At 59.7% G+C, this 20,338-nt stretch carries 19 protein-coding genes; 12 read left to right on the forward strand and 7 right to left on the reverse strand.

The window, feature by feature from the left end; all coding sequences use genetic code 11:
• Positions 1–195 precede the first annotated feature (195 nt).
• The gene (cspD, locus tag IEW63_RS12660) at positions 196–453 is read left to right on the forward strand and encodes a cold shock domain-containing protein CspD (protein WP_188636991.1); all 258 of its coding nucleotides are present in this window, start codon (positions 196–198) and stop codon (positions 451–453) included.
• Between the two features lie 98 nt (positions 454–551).
• Here the strand turns inward: cspD and icd are convergent, their stop codons facing one another.
• Positions 552–1,808: an NADP-dependent isocitrate dehydrogenase gene (icd, locus tag IEW63_RS12665; protein WP_188636992.1), complete on the reverse strand. Its 1,257-nt coding sequence runs from the start codon at positions 1,806–1,808 to the stop codon at positions 552–554.
• A 324-nt stretch (positions 1,809–2,132) separates the two neighbouring features.
• Between icd and IEW63_RS12670 the strand changes: the two genes are divergently transcribed.
• The 9 genes from IEW63_RS12670 (at position 2,133) to IEW63_RS12710 (ending at position 11,001) form a co-directional block, all read left to right on the forward strand.
• Positions 2,133–2,567: an NUDIX hydrolase gene (locus IEW63_RS12670; RefSeq protein ID WP_188636993.1), complete on the forward strand. Its 435-nt coding sequence runs from the start codon at positions 2,133–2,135 to the stop codon at positions 2,565–2,567.
• A gap of 1 nt (position 2,568) precedes the next feature.
• Positions 2,569–3,696: a tRNA 2-thiouridine(34) synthase MnmA gene (gene mnmA, locus IEW63_RS12675; protein WP_188636994.1), complete on the forward strand. Its 1,128-nt coding sequence runs from the start codon at positions 2,569–2,571 to the stop codon at positions 3,694–3,696.
• On the forward strand, positions 3,693–4,313 hold the full coding sequence (hflD, locus tag IEW63_RS12680) for a high frequency lysogenization protein HflD (RefSeq protein ID WP_188636995.1): 621 nt from the start codon (positions 3,693–3,695) through the stop codon (positions 4,311–4,313). Before mnmA ends, hflD begins: the two co-directional genes overlap by 4 nt.
• Before the next feature lie 84 nt (positions 4,314–4,397).
• Entirely contained in the window at positions 4,398–5,768 is a 1,371-nt protein-coding gene (purB, locus tag IEW63_RS12685) for an adenylosuccinate lyase (RefSeq protein ID WP_188636996.1), read from the forward strand.
• An 81-nt stretch (positions 5,769–5,849) separates the two neighbouring features.
• On the forward strand, positions 5,850–7,040 hold the full coding sequence (locus IEW63_RS12690; RefSeq protein ID WP_188636997.1) for a ribosomal protein uL16 3-hydroxylase: 1,191 nt from the start codon (positions 5,850–5,852) through the stop codon (positions 7,038–7,040).
• On the forward strand, positions 7,033–7,461 hold the full coding sequence (locus IEW63_RS12695; RefSeq protein WP_188636998.1) for a GNAT family N-acetyltransferase: 429 nt from the start codon (positions 7,033–7,035) through the stop codon (positions 7,459–7,461). The genes IEW63_RS12690 and IEW63_RS12695 overlap by 8 nt, the downstream gene beginning before the upstream one ends.
• Positions 7,462–7,505: 44 nt before the next feature.
• Complete coding sequence (locus IEW63_RS12700) at positions 7,506–8,327, forward strand: secretin N-terminal domain-containing protein (RefSeq protein ID WP_188636999.1); 822 nt, start codon at positions 7,506–7,508, stop codon at positions 8,325–8,327.
• Between the two features lie 450 nt (positions 8,328–8,777).
• On the forward strand, positions 8,778–10,376 hold the full coding sequence (locus IEW63_RS12705; RefSeq protein WP_188637000.1) for an isocitrate lyase: 1,599 nt from the start codon (positions 8,778–8,780) through the stop codon (positions 10,374–10,376).
• A 181-nt stretch (positions 10,377–10,557) separates the two neighbouring features.
• The gene (locus tag IEW63_RS12710) at positions 10,558–11,001 is read left to right on the forward strand and encodes a thioesterase family protein (RefSeq protein ID WP_188637001.1); all 444 of its coding nucleotides are present in this window, start codon (positions 10,558–10,560) and stop codon (positions 10,999–11,001) included.
• Positions 11,002–11,064: 63 nt separating this feature from the next.
• Here the strand turns inward: IEW63_RS12710 and IEW63_RS12715 are convergent, their stop codons facing one another.
• The 6 genes from IEW63_RS12715 to ppsA form a co-directional block, all read right to left on the reverse strand.
• The gene (locus tag IEW63_RS12715) at positions 11,065–12,042 is read right to left on the reverse strand and encodes an OmpA family protein (protein WP_188637002.1); all 978 of its coding nucleotides are present in this window, start codon (positions 12,040–12,042) and stop codon (positions 11,065–11,067) included.
• Positions 12,043–12,134: 92 nt separating this feature from the next.
• Positions 12,135–12,671, reverse strand: a complete 537-nt coding sequence (gene sigX / locus IEW63_RS12720; RefSeq protein WP_188637003.1) for an RNA polymerase sigma factor SigX — start codon at positions 12,669–12,671, stop codon at positions 12,135–12,137.
• A gap of 85 nt (positions 12,672–12,756) precedes the next feature.
• Positions 12,757–13,578, reverse strand: a complete 822-nt coding sequence (locus IEW63_RS12725) for a mechanosensitive ion channel family protein (protein WP_188637004.1) — start codon at positions 13,576–13,578, stop codon at positions 12,757–12,759.
• 7 nt (positions 13,579–13,585) lie between these two features.
• On the reverse strand, positions 13,586–13,843 hold the full coding sequence (locus IEW63_RS12730) for a hypothetical protein (RefSeq protein WP_188637005.1): 258 nt from the start codon (positions 13,841–13,843) through the stop codon (positions 13,586–13,588).
• A 90-nt stretch (positions 13,844–13,933) separates the two neighbouring features.
• Entirely contained in the window at positions 13,934–14,419 is a 486-nt protein-coding gene (gene rraA, locus IEW63_RS12735; RefSeq protein ID WP_188637006.1) for a ribonuclease E activity regulator RraA, read from the reverse strand.
• A 19-nt stretch (positions 14,420–14,438) separates the two neighbouring features.
• Complete coding sequence (ppsA, locus tag IEW63_RS12740) at positions 14,439–16,808, reverse strand: phosphoenolpyruvate synthase (protein WP_188637007.1); 2,370 nt, start codon at positions 16,806–16,808, stop codon at positions 14,439–14,441.
• Between the two features lie 161 nt (positions 16,809–16,969).
• Here ppsA and ppsR point away from each other — a divergent pair, with 161 nt between their 5' ends.
• Both ppsR and IEW63_RS12750 read left to right on the forward strand, forming a co-directional pair.
• Positions 16,970–17,788 carry a posphoenolpyruvate synthetase regulatory kinase/phosphorylase PpsR gene (gene ppsR, locus IEW63_RS12745; RefSeq protein ID WP_188637008.1) on the forward strand — a complete coding sequence of 273 codons (819 nt, stop codon included), beginning with the start codon at positions 16,970–16,972 and terminating at the stop codon, positions 17,786–17,788.
• Between the two features lie 270 nt (positions 17,789–18,058).
• A complete protein-coding gene (locus IEW63_RS12750; protein WP_188637009.1) occupies positions 18,059–20,323 on the forward strand; it encodes a TonB-dependent receptor domain-containing protein in 2,265 nt (754 codons plus the stop codon).
• The last annotated feature ends 15 nt before the right edge of the window (positions 20,324–20,338 follow it).

The raw sequence follows: 20,338 nt of genomic DNA on the forward strand, positions 1-20,338 counted from the left end.
CCGTCGTGAATGGGAACGGTTGCGCAATTCAGACGTTCAGGCTACAGGCAAAATGTGCGCTGGTACACAGCTTGCCCTGTGCCAACTTGACTTGCCATGATCCAATGTTAAAAAGTGTAACAGGCATGCCCTGAAAGCCTTACTTGTATTGGGCATTTCAACTATTCAGCGAATGGGACAGCAGAGGACAGCAGTATGGAAATCGGCAAGGTCAAATGGTTCAATAACGCCAAAGGGTATGGTTTCGTAGTTGCCGACGGCCGCAACGAAGACCTTTTTGCTCACTACTCAGCCATCCAGATGGATGGATACCGCACGCTCAAGGCCGGCCAGCCCGTGCAGTTCGAGATCATTCAGGGGCCCAAGGGCCTGCATGCCATCAATATCCAGGCGCTCGGTGAGCCGGTGCGCAAGTCCGCCGAAGCGGCGACGGAGATGACCTCTCCTCTGTAAGGGACTCAGCAAGCCCGCGTTTCTCTGCTGTACCGGGCCTTCGCAAACAAACAAGCCGGCAAAAGCCGGCTTGTTTGTTTTCTGCTGTGCAGCGTGCCTTACATGGCGGCGATCAGGTCGTCACCGAACTCGGAGCACTTGCGCAGGGTTGCACCGTCCATCAGACGCTCGAAATCATAGGTAACGGTCTTGTTGGCGATGGCGCCTTCGGTACCCTTGATGATGAGGTCAGCGGCTTCGACCCAGCCCATGTGGCGCAGCATCATTTCCGCAGACAGGATCAGCGAACCGGGGTTCACCTTGTCCTGACCCGCATACTTCGGAGCAGTACCGTGGGTGGCTTCGAACATCGCAACGGAGTCGGACAGGTTGGCACCCGGAGCGATACCGATACCACCTACTTCGGCCGCCAGGGCGTCGGACAGGTAGTCACCGTTCAGGTTCAGGGTGGCAATGACGTCGTACTCGGCCGGGCGCAGCAGGATCTGCTGCAGCATGGCGTCAGCGATGGCATCCTTGACGATGATGTTCTTGCCGGTGTTCGGGTTCTTGAACTGCATCCAGGGGCCGCCGTCCAGCAGCTCGGCGCCGAACTCGTCGCGGGCCACTTCGTAGCCCCACTCCTTGAAGGCACCTTCGGTGAACTTCATGATGTTGCCCTTGTGAACGATGGTCACAGAGCTGCGATCGTTGTCCACCGCGTACTGCAGCGCCTTGCGCATCAGACGCTTGGTGCCCTGCTCGGACACCGGCTTGATGCCGATACCGCAGCCTTCGGTGAAACGGATCTTGGTCACACCCATTTCTTCGGTCAGGAACTTGATGACCTTCTCGGCTTCAGGGGAGCCTGCTTTCCACTCGACACCGGCGTAGATGTCTTCGGAGTTTTCGCGGAAGATGACCATGTCGACGTCACCCGGGTTCTTGACCGGGCTGGGTACGCCGGTGAACCAGCGCACCGGACGCTGACAGACGTACAGGTCCAGCTGCTGACGCAGGGCAACGTTCAGGGAGCGGATACCGCCACCTACCGGTGTGGTCAGCGGTCCCTTGATGGAAACAACGTAGTCCTTGACGGCATGCAGGGTTTCTTCCGGGAGCCAGGTGTCCTGATCGTAAACCTGGGTAGCCTTCTCGCCTGCATAAACTTCCATCCAGGAAATCTTGCGCTTGCCGTCATAGGCCTTTTCGACAGCGGCATCGACTACCTTCATCATGACGGGGGAAATATCGACGCCGATGCCATCGCCCTCGATAAAGGGAATGATCGGATTGTCGGGAACATTGAGGGAGAAGTCAGCGTTTACGGTAATTTTGTCGCCGTTCGCCGGCACCTGGATCTTTTGGTATCCCATTTGTGACTCCGTTGTCGTTGTCAATGAAGAACCCGGACGGTTGATCCGGATCATATGAATACGGCCTGGTAGGCCATATTGTTGTAGTTTTCCTACATTAAGTCACGCACTTTCAATTGGCCAGCCAGATGATACGTCTATTTGAGCGGATAAGCCATTCGACTCTTGGCGAATATGTAGTGTGACTACATGAGCGCTACAAGGTCTCGCGAAGCAATACTGGCTGGTTTTCCGGGTCAAATCCAGTGGCACCGGGTAATTGAACAAACCATTCACCGGCAGGGCCGTTTACGTTACCCTAACGCCCTGAAATTGGGAGTCGTCATGCGTTTTACACCTCATGTTACCGTCGCCACCATCGTGGAAGACCAGGGGCGGTACCTCATGGTCGAGGAGATCAGCAGCAAGCAGGTCGTCTTCAACCAGCCCGCAGGGCACCTGGAAGCCAGTGAAAGCCTGATCGAGGCAGCCTGCCGCGAGACCCTGGAGGAGACCGGCTGGAGCGTGGAGGTCACTGGCGTCACGGGGCTCTATCTCTTCAGGGGCGCCAATGGCGTCACTTATCAGCGCACCTGTTTCGCCGCCGTGCCGGTGGAACATCACGCCGAGCTGGAGCTGGATGAAGGTGTCCTCAGAGCCCACTGGCTTACGCTGGACGAGATTCGTGCCCGTCAGGCACAGCTGCGCAGCCCTCTGGTATTGCAGTGCCTGCTCGACTATCTGAACAAACCGAGTTACCCACTGGACCTGATTCGCTGATATGAACATCCAAGCCAAGGCGCCCGGCGACACCCGGGTCATTGTCGGCATGTCCGGCGGTGTCGACTCTTCCGTCTCTGCGGCCCTGCTGATCCAGCAGGGCTATCAGGTCGAGGGACTGTTCATGAAGAACTGGGACGAGGACGATGGCACCGAGTACTGTACTGCCCGGGAAGACCTGGCCGACGCCCAGGCCGTCTCCGATCGCCTCGGCATCAAGCTGCACACCGCAAACTTCGCCGCCGAGTACTGGGACAATGTTTTTGAGCACTTTCTCGAGGAGTACCAGGCGGGACGCACGCCGAACCCTGACATCCTGTGCAACCGGGAAATCAAGTTCAAGGCCTTCCTGGATTATGCGCTGATGCTGGGCGCCGACCTGATCGCGACAGGTCATTATGCGCGCAGGGCTGACCGCGACGGACAATCGTTGTTGCTGCGTGGCCTGGACGGCAACAAGGATCAGAGCTATTTCCTGCATGCCGTTGCCGGGGAACAGCTGGCACGGACCCTGTTTCCGGTTGGCGAGCTGGAAAAACCCGAAGTCCGGCGCATTGCCGAGCAGTATGAACTGGCCACGGCACGCAAGAAGGACTCGACCGGTATCTGTTTCATCGGCGAGCGGCGCTTCACCGACTTCCTCAAGCGCTACCTGCCGGCTCAACCCGGCGACATTGAAACCACCGAAGGTGATGTCATCGGTCGTCACCACGGACTCATGTACCACACCATCGGCCAGCGCCAGGGGCTGGGCATCGGTGGGCTGCAGGGTGCCAGTGATGACCCCTGGTATGTGCTGAGCAAGGACCTCGAGCGCAATGTGCTGGTTGTCGGCCAGGGCAACGACCACCCTTGGCTGTTCGCCACAGCGCTGGAGTGCTCCGACATCTACTGGGTCAATCCGTTGCCGTACAGCGGGCCGCTGCGTCTCACCGCCAAGGTACGCTATCGTCAGCCGGACCAGGACTGTACCCTCGAGCGAACCCCGGACGGCTGGCGGGTCTACTTTGACGAGCCGCAGCGGGCAGTGACTCCGGGGCAATCGGTGGTGTTCTATCAGGGCGAGATCTGTCTCGGAGGTGGCGTCATCGAGCGCGCGCTGAGCGCCCCTACGGAGGCCCAGGCATGACGCCCATAGAGGAACAGGCACTCGCCCTCGGCGGCATCTTCGAGGCCGCGTTGCAGGTCGACAAGCTGGCACGCAGTGGTCAGTACGCCGAAGGTCCGGTCAGCTGTCTGCTCCAGAGCATCATCGAACGCTCGCCGGCGAACACCCTGGCTGTCTATGGCGGCTCGCACCATCAGCTGCGCGGCGGCCTGCAGGCCCTGGAAGCCATGCTCGATCGTGACACCGCGGCCCTGCAGCGGGACGCATTGCGCTACAGCATGAACCTGATCGCGCTGGAGCGGCAGCTGTCCAAGCGTGACGACATGCTCAGCGTCCTCGGCCAGCGCCTGGATCAGGCCGAGATCCAGGTCCGCCATTTCGGTCTGCTGCACGATAATGTCGCCGCCTCGCTCGGCGGCACCTATCAGGACACCCTGAGTACCCTGCGCATGCGCATACAGGTGCACGGCGACATGCGCTATCTGCAGCAGCCGGACGTGGCCAACCGTATCCGCGCCCTGCTGCTGGCAGGTATCCGCTCTGCCCTGCTGTGGCGGCAGGTAGGCGGTCATCGCTGGCAGCTGCTGCTGTCGCGGCGCAAGCTGCTGGAGGCAACCCGTTCCATTCTGCAGGGGTGATTGCTCCGGGGCGTCCGGGAGGCACTGACGGCCAGATGGTGTATAATTTGCGCCTTTCAGCCAGCCCTATTGATGAGAATCTCTATGCAACTTTCCTCCCTGACTGCCGTATCACCCGTCGATGGCCGCTACGGCAGCAAGACCGCAAGTCTGCGCAGTATCTTCAGTGAATATGGTCTGATCCGCTTCCGAGTGCAGGTTGAGGTTCGCTGGCTGCAATGTCTGGCGGCGCACCCCGGCATACCGGAGATTCAACCGTTCTCCGACGAAGCCAACGCACTGCTGAACAATCTGGTGGACGACTTCCAGCTCAGCCACGCAGAGCGCATCAAGGAAATCGAACGCACCACCAATCATGACGTAAAGGCTGTCGAATATCTGCTCAAGGAGCAGGCCGGCAAACTGCCGGAGCTGGAAGCGGTCAGCGAGTTCATCCACTTCGCCTGCACCTCCGAGGACATCAACAACCTGTCCCATGCGCTGATGCTGCGCGCCGGTCGCGATGAGGTGGTGCTGCCGCTGATGCGCCGCATCGCTGACGAGATCCGTCAGCTGGCAGTGCAGTTTGCTGACGTGCCCATGCTCTCACGCACCCATGGCCAGCCCGCCTCCCCGACCACGCTGGGCAAGGAGATGGCCAACGTGGTCTACCGCCTGGAGCGCCAGATCCACCAGATCGAGAGCATTCCGCTGCTGGGCAAGATCAACGGCGCGGTGGGCAACTACAACGCGCACCTGTCCGCCTATCCCCAGCTCGACTGGGAAGCCAATGCACGCCACTTCATCGAGGACACCCTGGGGCTGACGTTCAACCCGTATACGACGCAGATCGAGCCGCACGACTATATCGCCGAACTGTTCGATGCAGTGGCGCGCTTCAACACCGTCCTCATCGATTTCGATCGGGACGTCTGGGGTTACATTGCGCTGGGCTATTTCAAGCAGAAGACAGTAGCCGGCGAAATTGGCTCCTCGACGATGCCGCACAAGGTGAACCCGATCGACTTCGAGAACTCCGAAGGTAACCTGGGTATTGCCAACGCCATCCTCCAGCACCTGGCCAGCAAGCTGCCCATCTCCCGCTGGCAGCGCGACCTGACCGACTCCACCGTGTTGCGCAATCTCGGTGTCGGCTTTGCCCACGGCGTGATCGCCTACGAATCCACCCTCAAGGGGATCAGCAAGCTGGAGGTGAATGCTCAGCGCATCGCAGAGGATCTGGACAACAGCTGGGAGGTTCTGGCCGAGCCCGTCCAGACCGTGATGCGTCGCTACGCGGTACCCCAGGCCTACGAAAAGCTCAAGGAACTGACCCGTGGCAAGGGAATCACTCCGGAGGCACTGCGCAGCTTTGTCGATGGGCTGGAGATTCCTGATGAAGCCAAGCTGGAACTCAAGGCGCTGACTCCCGCCAGCTACATCGGCAACGCTGCAGCCCAGGCACGCCGCGTCTGAGCCCCGCCATTGCCCGGCTCCGGCCGGGCAATGATTTTCTGTCCCCACCTTCCCTTTCATATTCATTAGCGAGACTGTCAGATGAACTTTGCCGTGAACACCTTGCCCGGCGGCATGCCTGCCGAGGAGTTTCTCCGCGACTACTGGCAGAAAAAGCCGCTGCTGATCCGCCAGGCCTTTCCGGATTTCGAGAATCCGCTGTCAGCGGACGAGCTGGCAGGCCTGTCACTGGAAGAGGAAGTCGAGTCCCGACTGGTGCTGGAACACGGCGCCACCCCATGGGAACTGCGCCGCGGCCCCTTCGCGGAAGACGATTACCGCAGGTTGCCCGACCGTGATTGGACCTTGCTGGTTCAGGCGGTCGACCAGTTCGTGCCGGAGGTCGCCGAGGTGCTGGCTGCCTTCCGTTTTCTGCCCAGCTGGCGGGTGGATGATCTGATGACCAGCTTTGCCGCACCCGGCGGCAGCGTCGGCCCGCATTTCGATAACTATGACGTCTTCCTTCTGCAGACCCAGGGGCACCGACGCTGGAAGATCGGCCAGATGTGCGATGCGGACAGTCCGTTGCTGGAGCACCCGGATCTGCGCATCCTGAGCGAGTTCGAGCAGCAGCAGGAATGGGTACTGGAGCCCGGCGACATGCTCTACTTGCCGCCGCGGCTGGCCCATTACGGCATCGCTGAAGATGAGTGCATGACCTGGTCGATCGGCTTCCGCGCCCCGAGTCATGCTGAGGTGATTACTCACTTCACCGATTTTCTTGCGCAGTATCTGGGTGACGAGCAACGCTACGGCGACGCCGATCTCGTTTTGCCTGCCGACCCGGCACAGATCGACGAGCAGACAGTGGATCGCCTTCAGCAGCTCGTTCTGTCCCTGGTACAGGACCGCGAGGCGCTGGGCACCTGGTTCGGGCGATTCATGACCGAGCCGCGCTATCCCGAGCTCATCCAGCCCCAGGAGCACCTCGAACCGGACTTGCTGGGGCAGATTCTGGACAATGGTTATGGTCTGATCCGCAACCCCAGCGCCCGGCTCGCCTGGCGGCGGGAGCAGGATAGCTATCTGATGCTGTTCGCCAGTGGCGAGCACTGTGTGTTGCCCATCCACCTGCTGCCACTGGTACAGACGCTCTGCAATCAGGATTACCTGAGCGCAGAGGCGCTGCAGCCGTGGCGCGGAGATGACGAGGCCATGCAGTTGGTCGAGCAATTGCTGATCAAGGGAGACTTCGTGATCGAGCCCGATGAGGAGGACAGCAGCGATGAATGACATCCGGATCCGCACCATCGACTGGCAGACCACTCCGGCACTGCGCACCATCCGACAACAGGTCTTTGTCGAGGAGCAGAAGGTCGCGCCCGAGCTGGAGTGGGACGAGCATGATCTGACGGCCACGCATTTCCTGCTCACGGTCGATGAGCGCCCCCTGGGGACCGCCAGGCTTCTCGCCAGCGGCCGTATCGGCCGGGTGGCGCTGCTCCCGGAAGCCAGGGGCAAGGGATTGGGCAAGATACTGATGCTTGCGGTGATGAGTCATGGGCGGGACGCAGGTATGCGGCAACTGGAGCTGTCGGCCCAGACCCACGCCCTCGGATTCTATGAGCAGCTGGGTTTTGTGGTCTGCTCCGATGTGTATGAGGATGCCGGTATCCCCCACCAGCGGATGCGCTGGACCCCCACCGCCGACTGACACCAGCTGCTAAACTCGGTATGCCCAATCGCCGAGGTAGCAGCATGAAATCTTTCTCCTTCACTGTCGGCATGCTTGTCATGGTCGCCTTGCTGACACCCCTGCACCTGACCGCCGCCCCCCGTACCGAGGTGATCCCGCTGAATTACGGTCTGGCTGAGAATCTGTTGCCCGCCATTCAGCCATTGCTGCGCCCCGATGAGCGCGCTTCGGCCTACGGCAACCAGTTGATCATTCGTGCCGAGCCCGAGCGGTTGCAGGAGATACGTGTCCTGCTCGATGATCTCGACCGGCGCCCTGCCCGGCTGCGCATCAGCGTGGCCAATGCCGGCAGCAGCAGCGGCAGCCAACGCGGGTATCGGCTGGATGGCCGCATCCGGACCGGCGCCGGCGATCTGGAGATCGGGCATCCTGGCCGTGGCAGCCAGGCGCGTATCATTCGGCGGGAAACCACCGGCAGCGACGATGGGGTGCGCACGATCATGGCCAACGAAGGATACCCGGTGCTCATCCAGAGCGGTCAGAGCATTCCGCTGGAATCCGCCACATCGACTATCCATGGCCAGGTGATGCAGCAGACCCAGTACCATGACGTGACGTCCGGGTTCTACGCGACGGTGCGACTCAATGGAGACCGCGCCACCATCACCCTCAGCACCAATCATGACCGGACCCGCGCGGCGGGCAATGACGTGATCGACGTGCAGCGTACCGACACCGTGGTGACTGCACCGCTGGGCGAGTGGGTAACCATCGGCGGTGTCGATGACCTGGCCAGCGGGCAGAGCCGGGATATCGGGCGGCGTATCACCACCGGCAGTGCGATGCAACAGAGTATCCGGGTCATGGTGGAGCGGTTGGATTGAGCTTTGTTATAGATTTGTAGTGTTTTTATTAAATCACTACATCCGCATTGACTTCTGCCTTCCGAACCCGCATTATTGCCCCGCTCCCGCTAGCCAGAGCCCCCGAACGGGGCTCCGGGTGGATTCCGGAACCTAAGGAACCACTCGTGTCTCTACCGCCCACAAGGCAGTTCGACGAGGTTGCGACTGGAACGAAGTTGTCCTGAGGGACGGGGAAGCGAATCAAAACGTAACAGCCTGCATGGCCTGGATAGTCATTGCCCTATCGAGCTACAGCTTGAGCGGTCAGGACATCCGCATCAGGGGACTGTTCGTCACCCTCCTCTCTCCTGTCATTCTTCAATTCCGGTCCCTGTTTCGACGCACTGCGGAGTGCCGCACCCATGCTCTGGCTGATGGGTTCGGGGTCGACCAACGTCAGAACCAATCGCACACTTTGAAGGATTGACCATGTCTGCTTACCAAAACGAAATCAAGGCTGTTGCTGCGCTGAAAGAAGCTGCAGGTAACGGCTGGAGCGCAATCAACCCGGAATACGCAGCTCGCATGCGTGTTCAGAACCGCTTCAAGACCGGTCTGGATATTGCCAAGTACACCGCAGCCATCATGCGCAAGGACATGGCCGAATACGACGCCGACAGCTCCGCCTACACCCAGTCCCTGGGTTGCTGGCACGGCTTCATCGGTCAGCAGAAGCTGATCTCCATCAAGAAGCACCTGAAAACCACCAACAAGCGCTACCTCTACCTGTCCGGCTGGATGGTTGCCGCGCTGCGCTCCGAGTTCGGCCCGCTGCCCGACCAGTCCATGCACGAGAAGACCTCCGTCGCCGCACTGATCGAAGAGCTCTACACCTTCCTGCGTCAGGCTGATACCCGTGAGCTGGACCTGCTGTTCACTGCTCTGGATGATGCCCGCGCCGAAGGCAACAAGGCCCGTGAAGCTGAAATCCAGGCCCAGATCGACAACTTCGAAACCCACGTTGTGCCGATCATCGCCGACATCGATGCCGGCTTCGGCAACGAAGAGGCCACCTACCTGCTGGCCAAGAAGATGATCGAAGCTGGCGCCTGCTGCATCCAGATCGAGAACCAGGTTTCCGACGAGAAGCAGTGCGGCCACCAGGACGGCAAGGTAACTGTTCCCCATGCCGAGTTCCTGGCCAAGATCAACGCCGTACGCTATGCCTTCCTTGAACTGGGCGTTGACGACGGTGTGATTGTTGCCCGTACCGACTCCCTTGGCGCAGGCCTGACCAAGCAGATCGCCGTGACCAACGAGCCGGGCGACCTGGGCGATCAGTACAACAGCTTCATCGATGGTGACTACATCACCAGCGCTGACGACATCGAGAACGGTGACGTCGTCATCAAGGCCAACGGCAAGCTGCTCAAGCCCAAGCGTCTGGCGTCCGGCCTGTTCCAGTTCCGTGAAGGCACTGGTGTTGATCGCGTGGTTCTGGACTGCATCACTTCCCTGCAGAACGGTGCCGACCTGCTGTGGATCGAAACCGAGAAGCCCCACGTCGGCCAGATCGCCGAGATGGTCAACCGCATCCGCGAAGTGGTTCCGAATGCCAAGCTGGTCTACAACAACAGCCCGTCCTTCAACTGGACTCTGAACTTCCGTCAGCAGGTGTACGATGCCTGGGTTGCCGAAGGCAAGGACGTTTCCGCCTACGACCGCGCCAACCTGATGAGCGTCGAGTACGACGGTACCGAGCTGTGCAACGAAGCCGACGAGCGCATCCGCACCTTCCAGGCTGACGCTTCCCGTGAAGCAGGTATCTTCCACCACCTGATCACTCTGCCGACCTACCACACTGCCGCGCTGTCCACCGACAACCTGGCCAAGGGCTACTTCGCCGATGAAGGCATGCTGGCCTACGTCAAGGGCGTTCAGCGTCAGGAAATCCGTCAGGGTATCGCCTGCGTCAAGCACCAGAACATGGCTGGCTCCGACATCGGTGACAACCACAAGGAGTACTTCGCTGGCGAAGCTGCTCTGAAAGCGGGTGGTAAAGACAACACCATGAACCAGTTCGGTTAATTCCGACCATTCAGGGCTTCTGGCCCGGTGTTGAGGAAAGGCCACCTTCGGGTGGCCTTTTCTTTGAGGGGTTGGCAGGTCGCTGTCACCCTCTGCCCCGCTCGCGTACAATACGCCCTTCACCGCCGTCCCGGCTTTGCTTCCGGTCCCCGGCACTCCATGCAGCAGCAGGTTTTTTAGAATGGCACGTTTACATCTGGAATTTCCGGAAGATCAGTTCTATTTCACCACGCAACTGACCGTCCGCATCACCGACATCAACTCCGGCAAGCATCTGGCCAACGATTCCATGGTATCCATGATCTCGGAAGCGCGGGCGCGCTTTCTTTATCAGTTCGGTATTGAAGAAGTCAGCGTCAATGATGTCGGCATCATAGTCACCGACCTGGCCACCACTTATCGCCGTGAAGCCTTCGCCAGAGAAACGCTTGTGTTTGAAGTGGGGCTGATGGATCTCAACAAATACGGTGGTGATATCATCTTCCGCATTACCAAACTGGACACCGGAGAGCTGGTAGCGCTGGCCAAGTCCGGCTTCGTTTTCTACAACTTCCTGGCGGCCAAGGTAACCCCCATGCCGGAAGACTTCCGCCTGCGCTTCCCGGGCGTCAATCATATTGATTGAGCGCACCAGCCGAACATGAAAAAACCCGGTCCTGAGACCGGGTTTTTTATTGCCAGAGTTCGATCAGCGAACTTCGACCTGGGTTTCCACTTCAGCTTCCACGCGACGGTTCATGGCGCGACCGTCATCGGTGGAGTTGTCGGCGATCGGGCGGGATTCGCCATAGCCGACAGCATTGACGCGGGAAGACTCGACACCTTCATCAATCAGAGCCTGACGCACGGAGTTGGCGCGGCGCTCGGACAGATCCTGGTTGTAGGCGTCAGTACCGACGGAGTCGGTGTGGCCTTCAACAGTGGTGGTGACCGAGGGATAGGTCTTCATGAACTCGGCCAGGCTCTGGATGTCCTGACGGAACTCGGGGCGAATGGTGTCGCGGTCAAAGTCGAACTTCACGTCCAGCTCAACGCGTACGGACTGCATCTCGGGAGCGGGTTCCGGTGCGGGCGCCGGAGCCGGTGCCGGCTCAGCCTGAGCAACAACCGGAGCGGGCTTGGAGCCACCGAAGTTCAGACCCAGGCCCACACCGGCCTGCCACTCGGTATTGCCATGGTCAATGCCGTACAGGGCGTCAACACCTGCCTTGACGAAGAAGTTCTCGTTCAGGTAGTTCTTGATACCTACACCCGCCATGGCCATGGTGGTGCGGTCTTCCTGGCTGGTGCCGGGCTGGTCCAGTTCCTGGTGGGCGAAGCCGCCGGAAACGTAGGGACGCAGTGCGCCCTGTCCGAAGTGGTATACGGCTTCCAGATGGGCCATGCGACCGTCCATCTCGTCACCGTCATACGGGCTGCCGGCTTGGTCGACGTCGAGGCTCTTGTAGGTACCCAGGCCGATATTCAACAGTACATCGTCGGTCAGGAAGTAACCGATGCTGCCACCAACCAGGGTGCCATCATCCAGGTTGCGCATACTGTCTGTGAAGTAGCGCTTCGCGAAAGCCTCAACTTCAACCGAGCCAGCGCTCTGAGCCATTACCGGAAGCGCGGAGGCTGCCATGGCGGCGCTTACAACGATACCTACTGTATTTTTTAATTTCATCTGTGAATCCCCGTTAAATCCATTCGGACGTTAGGTTTTGCGCAAAACTCGATACGCAGTATAGCAGAGCTGATAAAACAGCAAGCAAGTGTTCAGAATGGATTGCTGACGTGTTTGCGCAGCTTCTCCAGAGCACGTTTGTAACGCATCTTCGTCGCGCTCAGGCCCATTCTCATGATGTCCGCTATTTCCTGAAACTCCAGCTCGGCCACGAAGCGTAACACCAGTATCTCCCGGTCAACCTGATTGACATGCACCAGCCAGTGGTCAAGGCCCTTGCTGTCCATCGCCGGTTGTTCGGGCTCGTGCGCTTCTTCCTGACCATCCAGACTCAGCGCATCGTACAACCGTCGTTTCCGCTTCTCTTTTCGATACTGAGTAATGCATTCGTTGTAAGTAATGCTATATAGCCATGTCTTGAACTTGGCTTTACCTTCAAACTGCTTCAGGCCATGCAGCACTTTGAGCATTACTTCCTGACATACATCATCAGCATCCCTTTCATTGCCAAGATACCGGGCACACACATTGAAGAGCGTACGCTGGTATCTTCGCATCAGCTCCTCATAGGCAACGGTAGTATGAAAAAGTTCACGCTGAGCCTGAATTACCAACTCTTCATCCGTCATGTCGGAGAGTCGGCTGCGACTGCGTGAGGCAGATGGGTTGCTCAAGACTGCATCATCACTTGGGGAATATTGCCCTGCCCCGCGCTCAGCGCGAGACAGGTCGGTCTATCAGTGCGCGGTTCGGCATGGAGATGATCCGGCCGTCATCGTCCATCAGCGAGGTCTTGACGGTACCGATCTCCTCGATGACCCCCTCGAGCCCATCCACGGTAATGCGGTCACCTACCTCATACAGCTCCCGCAGATAGACGCCGGCGATGATCTGGCTGACCGTATCCCGGCTGCCCAGCCCCATGGCCAGTGCAGCTGCCGCACCGAAGGAGACGAGCACGATGGCGATGACGGTGTTGAGCAGCTGGGTTTCGATCTGCAGCTGACCGATGGCCAGCGACACGGTAATGATGACCAGCAGCCCCTGAACCAGGCGGCTGATACCGCCTGCATAATCCGCGCCGATGCTTTCCACCGTGCCCTTGACCACACCCGCGACCAGGTGGGACAACAGCAGGCCCGCCAACAGGATCAACGCGGCGCCGAACACCTTGGGCAGATAGAGCGCAAAGGCATCCAGGGTAGCGGACACCCGCGCCAGACCCAGGGTCTCGGCGGCGGAAACGACGAAGGTCAGTACGATGAACCAGTAGACGATCTTGCCGATCACTGAAGATACCGGCGAGGCGATGCCGATCCGGCTGAGCATACGGGTGACCCCTGCGCCACGCATCAGTCGATCGAGCCCCAGCTTGGCCAGGCCCTTGCTCAGGATGGCGTCGACGATCCGGGCAACCACGAAGCCCAGCAGGACGATGATCAGCGCCGTGAACAGATCAGGAATGAATGAAGCTATCTTGGCCCACAGAGCCGTCATCGCGTTGATGAAGCTCTGGCCCCAGGTTACATGGTCCATGGCAGGCTCACTGTGAATTCAGGTCGGAAGGAGGAGGTTCTGGTTCGCTGCGACGTACGGGCCTGGCGTGACGAAGCCCGCGGGCACCCCCCTCGCTGATGACCCAGCCCCAGTTGGCAAACAGTTTGAGAAGATCAAACAGGCCGCCGTGAATATGTGCGCGGTGCAGTACGCGTTCCAGTCGCCGGTCATCCTCAAGACTCGAGGTCGAGGGGCTGGAGTTCTGCATCAAGCTGCGCAGGTGATGCTCGAAAGGATCTTCCATGGCAATCTCCGAATGAGTAGGCACAGAGCAAAGACGCGCGCCGAGCGGGTAATGTCACCCGCCCGGCGCCGCTCCGCTCTCAGTCCAACGTCATTCGGGCATTTTCAGGGCAACCGGAGAGACGATGATGCCGTTATTGTCGGCATACACGAACTCGCCCGGGCGGAAGGTGACGCCGCCGAAGGTGACCGGCACGTTCAGATCACCGATGCCGCGCTTGTCGGTCTTCATCGGATGGCTGGCCAGGGCCTGGATACCCAGCGCCGTCTGGATCAGAACATCAACATCACGGACGCAACCGTAGATGATGATCCCCTCCCAACCGTTGCCGGCAGCCTTTTCTGCCAGCATGTCGCCCAGAAGAGCGCGGCGCAGGGAGCCGCCGCCATCCACCACCATGACCTTGCCGGTGCCATCTTTCTCGACCAGCTCCTTGACCACCGAGTTGTCTTCGAAACACTTGACCGTGACGATCTCGCCACCGAAGGAGTCGTGCCCGCCGAAGTTGGCGAACATGGGCTCCACCACTGCCACGTCGGGGTAGGCGTCGCACAGATCCGGAGTTACATATTGCATTGTTCTGCTCCTGGGCCGATCAGCCGTTGTTTTCCGCGAGGAAGAACCAGGTATCCATTACCGAGTCGGGGTTCAGGGATACACTCTCGATACCCTGCTCCATCAGCCAGCGGGCCAGGTCCGGATGATCCGACGGCCCCTGCCCGCAGATGCCGATGTACTTGTCGGCCTTGCGGCAGGCAGCGATGGCGTTGGCCAGCAGCTTCTTGACCGCGGGGTTACGCTCGTCGAACAGGTGGGCAATGATCCCGGAGTCGCGGTCCAGGCCCAGGGTCAGCTGGGTCAGGTCGTTGGAGCCGATCGAGAAGCCGTCGAAGTACTCGAGGAACTCGTCAGCCAGCAGCGCGTTGGCAGGCAGTTCGCACATCATGATCAGGCGCAGACCGTTCTCGCCACGCTTGAGACCATTTTCGGCCAGCAGATCCACCACCTGACTGGCTTCGTCCAGGGTGCGGACGAAGGGCACCATGATCTCGACATTGGTCAGCCCCATCTCGTTGCGCACGTGCTTCATCGCCCGGCACTCGAGCTCGAAGCAGTCGCGGAAGGATTCGCTGATGTAGCGCGAGGCGCCGCGGAAACCCAGCATCGGGTTCTCTTCCTCGGGCTCGTAGAGGCGACCGCCGATGAGGTTGGCGTATTCGTTGGACTTGAAGTCCGACAGGCGCACGATGACCTTCTTCGGCCAGAAGGCCGCAGCCAGGGTGCTCACCCCTTCGACCAGCTTGTCCACATAGAAGCTGACCGGATCGCTGTAGCCGGCGATGCGCTTCTCGACACTGTCCTTCACTTCGGACGGCAGGCTGTCGAAGTTCAGCAGCGCCTTGGGATGTACACCGATCATGCGGTTGATGATGAATTCCAGCCGTGCCAGGCCCACACCTTCGTTCGGCAGGTTGGCGAAATCGAATGCGCGGTCGGGGTTGCCGACGTTCATCATGATCTTGAACGGCAGCTCGGGCATCGCATCCACGCTGTTGGTGCGGATATCGAAGTCCAGACGGCCGGCATAGATCACACCGGTGTCGCCTTCGGCACAGGACACCGTGACTTCCTGTCCGTCCTGCAGCTCGCTGGTGGCGTTGCCACAACCCACCACCGCGGGAATGCCCAGTTCACGGGCGATGATCGCCGCGTGGCAGGTACGGCCGCCGCGGTTGGTGATGATGGCGCTGGCGCGCTTCATCACCGGTTCCCAGTCGGGATCGGTCATGTCGGAAACCAGCACGTCGCCGGGCTGGACCTTGTCCATCTCGGATACGTCCCGGATGATCTTGACCGGCCCTGCCCCGATACGCTGACCGATCGCGCGGCCTTCAACCAGGACGGTGCCCTTGTCCTTCAGCAGGTAACGCTCCATGACGTTGACGTTGCTGCGGCTCTTAACGGTCTCCGGGCGGGCCTGCACGATGTACAGCTGGCCGTCATCACCGTCCTTGGCCCACTCGATGTCCATCGGGCAGCCGTAGTGTTTCTCGATGATCATGGCCTGTTTGGCCAGGCTGACCACTTCGTCGTCACTCAGGCAGAAGCGCGCGCGCTCGGCCACGTCCACATCCACAGTCTTGACCGAGCGCCCGGCAGCAGCTTCCTCGCCGTAGACCATCTTGATGGCCTTGCTGCCGAGGTTGCGGCGCAGGATCGACGGCCGACCGGCTTCAAGAGTGGGCTTGTGGACATAGAACTCGTCCGGGTTGACCGCGCCCTGCACCACGGTCTCACCCAGGCCGTAGGCACCGGTGATGAAAACCACGTCACGGAAACCGGATTCGGTATCCAGGGTGAACATTACGCCGGCAGTACCGGTTTCGGAGCGCACCATGCGCTGGACACCGGCAGACAGCGCGACCAGCTTGTGGTCAAAGCCCTGGTGTACGCGATAGGAGATGGCGCGGTCATTGAACAGCGAGGCGAATACTTCCTTGGTAGCGCGGATGACGTTATCGACGCCGCGAATATTGAGGAAGGTTTCCTGCTGACCGGCAAAAGAGGCATCGGGCAGATCTTCGGCCGTTGCAGAGGAGCGCACGGCCACGGCCAGGTTGTCATTGCCTGCGGAGAGCTCGGCGAAAGCCTGACGGATGGCGCTGTCCAGCGCGGCGGGGAACTCGGCCTCCATGATCCACTGACGGATCTGGCTGCCGGTGCGGGCCAGCGCGTTGACGTCGTCAACGTCCAGTGTATCCAGCGCCGCGTTGATGCGGTCGTTGAGCCCGCTCTGCTCGAGAAACTCGCGATAAGCGTCCGCAGTGGTGGCGAAGCCACCCGGGACGGAAACACCCGCACCGGCCAGATTGCTGATCATTTCGCCAAGCGAGGCGTTCTTGCCGCCCACACGCTCGACGTCCCCAACACCCAGTTGCTCAAAGGACACTACGTACTCTAGCAAGGTGATCTCTCCGTCAATCTAATGAATAAGGTTGGCAGCGCAGGCTTTGCCGTCTGGTCTGCAAGTCACAAATACGCCACAATGCCGCTTTGACGCTTACCGCTCATGTATGGGGCCGACAATTCAGCCCGACAAAGTTCCGTTATTTTAAGGTTTCACCCATGAAACGCACTGCTTTTTTCATTTCCGATGGGACTGGTATCACTGCCGAGACGCTTGGCCAGAGTCTGCTCTCGCAGTTCGAGAACATCCAGTTCCGCAAACTGCTTCGGCCTTATGTCGACACCGTGGAAAAAGCGCGGGACATGGTACAACAAATCAATGCCGCTGCCGAGGCAGATGGTCAGCGTCCGATCATTTTCGAAACCGTGGTCAATCGCGAGATCCATGATGAGCTTGCCCGTTCCCAGGGGCACATCATAGATATCTTTTCCACCTTCCTCGCTCCGCTTGAGCAGGAACTGGGAGCCGGCTCGTCCTATTCGGTGGGCAAATCCCACTCCATACAGCACAACAGCAACTATCAGGACCGCATCGATGCCGTGCACTTCGCCATGGACAACGACGACGGTGCCCGGACCCACCACTACAAGGAGGCGGACATCATTCTGGTCGGTGTCTCGCGCTGCGGGAAAACCCCTTCCTGCCTTTACATGGCACTGCAGTACGGGATCCGCGCGGCCAACTATCCGCTGACTGATGACGACATGGAGCGTCTGCAACTGCCCGCCGCGCTCAAACCCCACAAGCACAAGCTGTTCGGTCTGACCATCGACGCCGACCGGCTGGCGAGCATTCGTAACGAGCGCCGCCCGAACAGCCGCTACGCCAGCTTCGCCCAGTGCGAATTCGAGATCCGGGAGGTGGAAAACCTGTTCCGCCGGGAAAACATCCCGCACATCAACTCGACCCATTTTTCCGTGGAAGAGATTTCCGCCAAGATTCTGGTACATATGGGAATCGAGCGCCGGCTCAAATGATCTCCTGCGCTCGGTGAGCACCTCACCGAGCGTCCTCCTTCCGATCTTTCGCTCTGATCTGCAACCGACTCTCCTAGTTCAATAAATACCTTCCACTCAGCCCGCTTGCATTGCTATCGGGCCTCCCGTTTCTGCCGCCCTGAAAACGCTGAAATATTCTGTTGAACTTCAAGGAACGATATGTATCATTGTTCGCGTTTGATAATGCTTATCAATAGACCCCTATTCAGGCATTTTCCGTCGGCCTACCAAGAAGGAAAGGAGCATTTGATGTCCCGCAACCCCACTGCCCTGCACGCGTCCCAGGTCGCCGCTGGCACCCTGGCCCTGCTGGCCACCAGTATCGCATTGGCAAATCAGGATGCCGTTCGGCTGGCGGATACCGTGGTAACCGCTGCCGGTTTCGAGCAGAAGATAACCGATGCGCCCGCCAGCATCAGCGTGATCAGTCAGGAAGATCTGCGCAGAAACCGTTACAGCAACCTCGCCCAGGCTCTGGATGGGGTGGAAGGGGTGGATATCCGTCAAGGTACCGGCAAGACCGGTGGGCTGAACATCAGCCTGCGCGGGATGCCCAGTGAGTACACCCTCATCCTGATCGATGGCCGGCGCCAGAATCCCGGTGGTGACGTGACGCCCAACGGCTTTGGCGATACCAACACCAGCTTCATGCCGCCGATGTCGGCCATCGAGCGTATCGAGGTGATCCGTGGTCCGATGTCCACCCTCTATGGTTCGGATGCCATCGGTGGTGTGGTCAACATCATCACCAAGAAGGTGTCCAGGGAATGGGGCGCGACTGCCAGCGTCGATCATGTATTTCAGGAGGACAGTGATTACGGTGAAAGCAGCCGGATCAATCTGTACACCAGCGGCCCGCTGGTCGACGATCTTGTCGGTCTGACCCTGCGGGGCAGCTTCTACGATCGCGACGCCTCCGATCTGACCTTCAGCGACGGCAGCAACGTCAGCAAGCGCGGTGCTTCGCCGGTGGAAGGAGAAAACTTCACCGTCGGTACGCGTCTGAACTTCACCCCCGGCGACCAGCATTCCTTCTTCGTTGATCTCGAGCGCGGAGTGCAGACCTATAACAATGACGATTGCCAGCTGGGTACTCTCGATGGCCGCGCCGGCGGAAATGCGGTTGCCGGCTGTGCCACCCTGGATCCGGATACCATCAACGGTTACAAGGATGAGCTGAAGTTCGAGCGCAACCAGGTCGTGCTGGGCCATGAAGCACGTCTCGGTTTCGGCCAGTGGAGCAACACCCTGACCCGCAACGTCACCGAGACTCTGGGCCGCACCATTCCGGGCGAAGGGGTCGGCAGTTCCTACACCGGTTATCCGAGCATCATCGTCGGCAACGACCGGGAGCTGAAATCCACCGATCTGATTTTCGACACCAAGCTTGTCGCCCCCCTTGGCGACAGCCACATCACCACCGTTGGCGGTCAGTGGTGGGATACCGAGACCGAAGATGGTATCGCACCGCAGAAATTCGATCAGAAGAGCTGGGCTCTGTTTGCCGAGAACGAGTGGCGCATGCGCGATGATCTAGCCCTGACGCTGGGTGGTCGTTATGAGGATCACGACGCGTTCGGTGGTCATTTCAGCCCGCGGGCCTATCTGGTATGGAACACCACCGACAACTGGACATTGAAGGGTGGCGTAAGCCGCGGCTACAAGACGCCCAGTGTCAACGCTCTGCACCCGGGCCTGAATGGCATCAGCGGCCAGGGCACCGTGGCCAATGTGGGGAACCCGGACCTCGATCCCGAAATCAGCACCAATACCGAATTCGGCATCTATTACGATAACCTGGCCAACTTCAATGCCAACCTGACAATCTTCCATAACAAGTTCAAGGACAAGATCCAGTCCACGAGCCGCTACAACTGCAACTACAACGGCGAGGGTGACGAGCCGCTGCAAGTGCCGCCACCAGCGGACTGCTACAACCTTATCGGGTTCGATGGCCAAGGAGAAGTAGGCTGGGATGTCAACGTTGACGAGGCGGTAACTCAGGGTGTGGAAGTTTCCGGCAAATGGCAGTTCGCCCCGGCCTGGAACATCCGCGCCAACTACACCTACACCGATAGCGAACAGAAGAGCGGCGAGAACAAGGGCGCCCCGCTCACCAACACACCGGAACACCTGATTACAGCGCGCCTGACCTGGGACGCAACTTCCCAGGCCAGTATCTGGCTGCAGGGTGAATACCGCAGTGACCGGGAGCGCTTCCTGCAGAACTACGACAACCTCAGCGGTGCGAACCAGCGTCTGCTGGACGCGGCGGGCGACCTGAAAGCCTACGAGGTCTTCAGTCTGGGCGGTTCGTTCCGCGCGACCGAAAACCTGAGCTTCAACGCGGCAATCTACAACCTGCTGGACAAGGATTTCACCAAGGGCACCTCCTACACCCTGGCGAACGGCGATCCGGCATGGGTCTCCGACTACATTCAGACCGGCCGCTCTGTAGACGGGACTCTCGAAGAAGGCCGCCGGCTCTGGGTCTCGGCTACCTACGACTTCTGACTCTTGTGCACCGGA

The organism is Halopseudomonas pertucinogena, from assembly GCF_014646575.1.
Lineage (GTDB): Bacteria > Pseudomonadota > Gammaproteobacteria > Pseudomonadales > Pseudomonadaceae > Halopseudomonas > Halopseudomonas pertucinogena.